The sequence below is a fragment of the Hymenobacter defluvii genome, assembly GCF_017589435.1.
Classification (GTDB): Bacteria; Bacteroidota; Bacteroidia; order Cytophagales; family Hymenobacteraceae; genus Hymenobacter; species Hymenobacter profundi.
The window spans coordinates 1-6,498 of record NZ_JAGETX010000043.1; the positions used below are offsets into that span (position 1 = coordinate 1).

Here is a 6,498-nt window from a genome sequence, read left to right on the forward strand (position 1 = left end):
CTAAATTGGATATAACGATAGACAGCGGCATGGTAAGGCGCGGAAAATACACCTTGCCAAACATGGCAGCATTATCGCGAAAGACCGTAGAGGTAGTAGTCAGCGTTTGAGCGAAGTAATTCCAAATAGTAATGCCTGAGAGATAGAATACCATCATAGGCATACCATCAGTAGAGAGCTGCGCAACATTACCAAAGATGATTACATAGGTAATAGTTGTAAGCAAGGGCTGAATAAAGAACCAGATAGGCCCTAGCACTGTCTGCTTATACGTCGAAACAAAGTCACGCCGCACGAACAGCATCACCAAGTCACGATAACGCCACACATCGGCCAAGCCTAAATCTAATAGACGGGTACGGGGCTGGATTATTTCAGTCCAGTTATCATCCTGTGTGCCGGCTTCGGCGTGGACTTGCCCTGGCTTACTTAAAACGTTTGTGGTATCCACAAATGAGAGGGGTTAAGAAAAAGATACGCCCGCAAGCAGCTACTTGCGGGCGCAAAGGTAACTATACGATGGGACAAACGCCTCGCAAGTTCCGTACCTAAGCTACGGGTGCAGATTGGAACGCTTCCTTATACACTTCACGGATACCTTCTGGCAACGAAATCTTGTACTTCCAACCGGCATCAGCCAGTTTCGATACATCGAGTAGCTTACGAGGTGTACCGTCGGGTTTATCAGTATCGAAGCGGATGTTGCCTTCGTATCCTACCGTGTCGCGCACCAACTCCACTAGCTCGCGGATAGTGAGATCTTCGCCTGTGCCTACGTTCACGGGTTCCTTGCCATTGTAGTGCAGCATCAGATGCAGACAAGCGTCGGCTAAGTCATCCACATGCAGGAACTCGCGGCGCGGTGTGCCGGTACCCCATACTTCAACCTCTAGTGCGTTGTTTTCCTTCGCCTCGTGAAATTTGCGGAGCAGTGCCGGCAATACGTGCGAGTTTTGCAGGTCATAGTTGTCGCCGGGGCCGTAGAGGTTGGTCGGCATGGCAGATATGTAGTTGCTACCGTGCTGGTCGCGGAAGGCTTCGCAAAGCTTTAAGCCAGCAATTTTGGCCAACGCATAAGGCTCGTTGGTGGCTTCTAGGGGACCAGTCAACAGATACTCTTCCTTGATGGGTTGAGGCGCCATCTTGGGGTAGATGCACGACGAGCCCAGGAACAACAGCTTCTTCACGTCCTGGTCGAAGCTGGCCTGGATGACGTTGTTCTGAATCTGGAGGTTATCCAGCAGGAAATCGGCGCGATAGGTGTTGTTGGCCAAGATGCCGCCTACCTTGGCGGCAGCCAGAAACACATACTCTGGCTTTTCCTCAGCAAAGAAAGCATCTACCGCTTCCTTATTACGCAGGTCCAGCTCTTTGGAAGTGCGAGTGACAATGTTCTGGTAACTCGCCTGTTGCAGTCGGCGCACCAGAGCGCCACCTACCATGCCGCGGTGGCCCGCCACATATATTTTAGCGTTCTTTTCCATTAGAAAAAATTATGCGTGATGCTAGAAAACTAACTCCCCTCTTTTTTAGGAAGAGGTAGGCGGTGGCTATCATAGAATCAGAAAACTATAACTAGTACTGTTCAACGAATTTTACCACCCCCAACTCTTCCTTAAAAGAGGGGAGCTAACTTTTAACAATTAACTACTCGGCGTAGTTTTTCAGGATGGTGTGGCCGCCTTCGCGCAGATACTCGTCGCGGCGCGACTCATCCAGATCCGACTGCATCATTTCTTTTACCAAGCCCTGCAGATCGTATTTGGGCTCCCAGCCAAGCTTGGTTTTAGCCTTGGTGGGGTCGCCGATAAGCAGCTCCACTTCCGTGGGGCGGAAGTAACGCTCATCTACTTTGGTCACGATAGAGCCAATCGCAATCTGATAGTCGGGGTTGTTGCAGGCTACTACGCGGGCTATTTCTTTGTCTTCTTCGCCTTCGAAAGCTAGCTCTACGCCTACCTCAGCAAACGCTAGGCGCACGAAGTCGCGCACGGTGGTGGTGACGCCAGTAGCCAGTACAAAGTCTTCCGCTTTCTCCTGCTGCAACATACGCCACATGCCTTCCACGTAGTCTTTGGCGTGGCCCCAGTCGCGCTTGGCGCTCAGGTTGCCCAGGTACAGGCAGTCTTGCAGACCCAGCGCAATGCGCGATACGGCGCGGGTGATTTTGCGGGTCACGAAAGTTTCGCCGCGCAGGGGGCTTTCGTGGTTGAACAGGATGCCGTTGCAGGCATACATGTCGTAGGCCTCGCGGTAGTTCACCGTAATCCAGAAGCCGTACATTTTGGCTACAGCGTAGGGCGAGCGGGGGTAGAAAGGCGTGGTTTCGCGCTGGGGCACTTCCTGCACCAACCCGTACAGCTCAGAAGTAGAGGCCTGATAAATACGGGTTTTCTTGGTCATGCCCAGGATGCGCACGGCTTCCAGCAGGCGTAGCGTACCAATACCGTCTACGTCGGCAGTATACTCAGGCGTGTCGAACGACACCTTCACATGCGACATGGCACCGAGGTTATAAATCTCGTCGGGCTGTACCTCCTGGATGATGCGGATCAGGTTGGTGGAGTCTGTCAGGTCGCCGTAGTGCAGCGTGAAGCGCACATTCTTCTCGTGCGGATCTTGATATAGGTGGTCGATACGGCTGGTGTTAAACAAGGAGGCGCGACGCTTTACGCCGTGAACTTCGTAGCCCTTGCTCAGCAGCAATTCAGCCAGGTAGGTACCATCCTGCCCGGTAATACCGGTGATGAGTGCACATTTTGCCATGTGTAATGTGTGTTTAAAATGATGATAGAGTTATCGAAGTGAGAAACGCTGTTAGACAGTGAAAGAACTTGGTGGGTTTGGCAAATGGGCGCTCAGAAGATCAAAATTAGTATTTTTTCTAATATGATATTGTACTGAAACGCGAAATTAAATAGCTATTTCGGAATAGTAAGCCCGAATGGTGTTTGCTATCCTGCCGATTTGGGCTTGCGTCATGCCTGGCCACAGAGGCAGGCTTAGACAAGTATCCGCTAGTTGCTCGGCAATTAGCAGCGGTTGCTGGAGTGCAAGTCCCTTGTAGGCGAGCTGCCGATGGGGTGGCACGGGATAATGAATCATCGTAGTAATGCCCCGGCCCGCCAAGTAGCGTTGAAGGGCATTGCGGTGGGGAGTATGAATAACGTACAGGTGATAAACGTGTGTGGCACCGGGTTGGAGTGCAGGCAGGCCTAGGGTAGGGATATCGGCCAGATAGGAATTATACCAGGTAGCCAGCTGCTGGCGCTGGGCGGTCCAAGTTGTCAGAAAAGGAAGTTTAACCCGCAGCACGGCCGCTTGTAGCTCATCCAGGCGCGAATTATGGCCCAGTACGTCGTTGTAATATTTTTGTTGCGAACCATAGTTACGAAGTAGCCGAATTTTATGTGCTAATTCCGGATTATTGGTCGTAACAGCTCCGGCGTCGCCCAGGGCACCCAGGTTTTTACCGGGGTAGAAGCTGGTCCCATTCAGTTCTCCGAAACTGCCGGTTGGCTGGCCCGCAAACGTGGCGCCCTGCGCCTGCGCGTTGTCTTCCACTACTGATAAGCCATAGTGTCGGGCGATGTGCATAATCTCCGTCATGCGGCACGCCTGACCATATAAGTGCACGGGTAGTATGGCGCGAGTACGTGGTGTAATGGCCGCCGGCAGCAAGTCAGGGTTCAGGTTGCTGGTGGCAGGGTCCGGCTCTACGGGGACAGGGGTAGCACCTGTTTTAGTGACAGCCAGCCAGGTAGCAATGTATGTGTTGCTGGGCACAATAACCTCGTCCCCTGGCCCGATATCTAACGCCAGCAGGGCGAAGTATAGCGCGTCTAGTCCATTGCCTACCCCCACGCATTCTACTGTGCCATTAAAGCGGGCGTATTCCTTCTCGAACCCTGCTACTTCCTCTCCAAGCACAAGTTGCCCCGAATCGTAAACGCGTGCCATTGCCTTCAGGATAGCATCACGCAGGGGCTGGTGTTGGGCCTCAAAAGATAGAAAGGGGATGGGCAACATAGACAGACAACGTATATTTCACTGCGTACAGGTCCGAAACCGCCGGTTTTCTGTGCCCCTACCCTACCGAAAGGCATAGCACGGTATAGATCAAGCACTAGTATTGCGTGTTCAACCCATCTAGTGGATATAACAGAAGCACCTTTACCATTTTCATAGAAAAGGCAAAGGTGCTTCTGTATGCAAACAGCTGGTATCTATTGCTCACTCAGAATGTTTCTGCCTACTACTGGTTGAAGCGTAGTAGGCAGAAGCAAGGTGCTCTAAAAACTGCGCGGCGTGTTGTCGACCTTACCGGCCATTACCTCGCTCACGTGCTCTTTGAAATATTCCAGCGTGCGCTTCAAGCCTTCGGCGCGGTCTACCTTCGGCTCCCAGCCTAGGATTTCCTTAGCTTTGGTGATATCGGGCTTACGCTTCATTGGATCGTTCTGAGGCAGTTCTTGGTAACTGGGCTTGAACTCCACATTCATTAGGCGTGCAATTTCTTCCCCGAACTCCTTGATAGTAATTTCATCGGGATTCCCTACGTTCACCGGCATCGGGTAATCCGACAGCAATAGGCGGTAAATACCCTCAATTAGGTCATCAACGTAGCAGAACGAACGAGTTTGTGAACCATCGCCGAATACCGTCAGGCTCTCGCCGCGCAGGGCCTGCGACAGAAATGCTGGCAATACGCGGCCATCGTTGAGGCGCATACGGGGACCGTAAGTATTGAAGATTCGTACAATGCGCGTTTCCAGACCGTGGTGGTTGTGGTAGGCCATCGTAATAGCTTCCTGGAAACGCTTCGCCTCATCGTAGCAGCCACGCGGTCCTACGGGGTTTACGTTGCCAAAGTACTCCTCCACTTGTGGATGAATCTCCGGGTCACCATACACTTCCGAGGTGCTGGCAATCAGCATGCGTGCACCCTTCACACGGGCCAAGCCCAGCAAATTGTGCGTACCCAACGAACCTACCTTTAACGTCTGAATCGGGATTTTGAGGTAGTCGATAGGCGAAGCAGGCGAGGCAAAGTGCAGGATGTAATCCAGTTTGCCGGGCACGAACACAAACTTCGATACATCATGATGATGAAACTCGAAGTTCTCTTTCCCAAACAGGTGTTCAATATTCTGGAGGTCACCCGTCACTAGGTTATCCATGGCAATGACGTGGTAACCCTCCGCTAGGAATCGGTCGCAGAGGTGAGAACCCAGAAAGCCGGCTCCGCCTGTAATAAGTACGCGTTTTTTGTCGGACATATAGTTAAGCTGTTAGCTATTAGCTATTAGCTAATAGCTTTTTGTATTTGTAATAGACCAAGAATTCAAACAATCAGCTGTTAGCTATCAGCTATTCTAAGCTGGCTCTTTGTGGGCGGTTTTAACGCCGATGCAATGGTAGGCAAAACCTATTTCGCGCAGCTCGGCTGGGTCGTAGATATTGCGGCCATCGAATATAACTTTGTCCTTCAATAACTTACCTACTACCTCGAAGCTGGGTGAGCGGAACTCAGGCCACTCCGTTACGACCAACAGCGCATCGGCATCTACCAAGGCCTCGAAGGGGTCTTTAGCGTAGGTGATACGGTCGCCCAGCGAGTGCTTGGCTTCTTCCATCGCCACCGGGTCGTAAGCCGATACGGTGCTGCCTTCGGCCAGCAGCTTCTCGATAATAACCAGTGAAGGCGCCTCACGCATGTCGTCGGTTTTGGGCTTGAAAGACAGGCCCCACACAGCAAACTTTTTACCGCTCAACTCACCGCCAAAGTGCTTGCTTACTTTATCAAACAGCACTTCCTTCTGGGCGTCGTTCACGTTTTCCACGGCCTTCAGCACCTGCATCTCGTAGCCGTTTTCGGAAGCGGTCTTGATGAGGGCCTTCACATCTTTTGGGAAGCAGGAGCCCCCGTAGCCTATGCCAGGGTAGATAAACCGGTGGCCAATACGGACGTCGGAACCGATGCCTTTGCGCACCATGTTCACGTCAGCACCCATGATTTCGCACAGGTTGGCAATGTCATTCATGAACGAAATCTTGGTAGCCAACATGGAATTGGCTGCATATTTCGTCATTTCGGCCGACGGAATATCCATGAAGATGATGGGATGGCCATTGAGCAAGAACGGCTTGTAGAGGCGGCTCATCACCTCTTCGGCCCGCTCCGACGAAACACCGACCACAATGCGGTCAGGCTTCAGGAAGTCGTCGATAGCAGCACCTTCTTTCAAGAACTCGGGGTTGGAGGCCACGTCAAATTCGATATTAGCGCCACGCTTGGCCAGTGCATCTTCCAACTCCTTGTGCACTTTGGCAGCCGTACCTACCGGCACCGTGCTCTTAGTCACTACTACGCAGTAATCGTTCATGTTCTCGCCAATGCCACGGGCTACAGCCAGCACGTATTTCAGGTCGGCTGAGCCGTCTTCACCGGGAGGAGTGCCTACGGCAATAAAGGCCACATCGCAGTCTTTGATAGCC

General features: G+C 52.2%; 6 protein-coding genes. All 6 read right to left on the reverse strand.

The features are described from left to right. Positions 1–451, reverse strand: a 451-nt coding sequence (locus J4D97_RS22525; protein WP_432207231.1) for an ABC transporter permease, incomplete at its 3' end; no start/stop codon positions are given. A 97-nt stretch (positions 452–548) separates the two neighbouring features. Further along, positions 549–1,484 carry a GDP-L-fucose synthase gene (fcl, locus tag J4D97_RS22530; protein WP_208309551.1) on the reverse strand — a complete coding sequence of 312 codons (936 nt, stop codon included), beginning with the start codon at positions 1,482–1,484 and terminating at the stop codon, positions 549–551. A gap of 163 nt (positions 1,485–1,647) precedes the next feature. Continuing rightward, positions 1,648–2,766, reverse strand: a complete 1,119-nt coding sequence (gmd, locus tag J4D97_RS22535; RefSeq protein ID WP_208309552.1) for a GDP-mannose 4,6-dehydratase — start codon at positions 2,764–2,766, stop codon at positions 1,648–1,650. Positions 2,767–2,913: 147 nt separating this feature from the next. Beyond that, the gene (locus J4D97_RS22540) at positions 2,914–4,029 is read right to left on the reverse strand and encodes a DegT/DnrJ/EryC1/StrS family aminotransferase (RefSeq protein WP_208309553.1); all 1,116 of its coding nucleotides are present in this window, start codon (positions 4,027–4,029) and stop codon (positions 2,914–2,916) included. Between the two features lie 263 nt (positions 4,030–4,292). Continuing rightward, the gene (locus J4D97_RS22545) at positions 4,293–5,279 is read right to left on the reverse strand and encodes a UDP-glucuronic acid decarboxylase family protein (RefSeq protein WP_208309554.1); all 987 of its coding nucleotides are present in this window, start codon (positions 5,277–5,279) and stop codon (positions 4,293–4,295) included. A 96-nt stretch (positions 5,280–5,375) separates the two neighbouring features. After that, on the reverse strand, positions 5,376–6,498 hold a 1,123-nt coding region (locus J4D97_RS22550), incomplete at its 5' end, for a UDP-glucose dehydrogenase family protein (protein WP_208309555.1).

Bases quoted from the DNA above. Each gene is read 5' to 3' on its own strand.
- fcl (WP_208309551.1), bottom strand. From the start codon at position 1,484: ATGGAAAAGAACGCTAAAATATATGTGGCGGGCCACCGCGGCATGGTA.
- gmd (WP_208309552.1), bottom strand. From the start codon at position 2,766: ATGGCAAAATGTGCACTCATCACCGGTATTACCGGGCAGGATGGTACC.
- J4D97_RS22540 (WP_208309553.1), bottom strand. From the start codon at position 4,029: ATGTTGCCCATCCCCTTTCTATCTTTTGAGGCCCAACACCAGCCCCTG.
- J4D97_RS22545 (WP_208309554.1), bottom strand. From the start codon at position 5,279: ATGTCCGACAAAAAACGCGTACTTATTACAGGCGGAGCCGGCTTTCTG.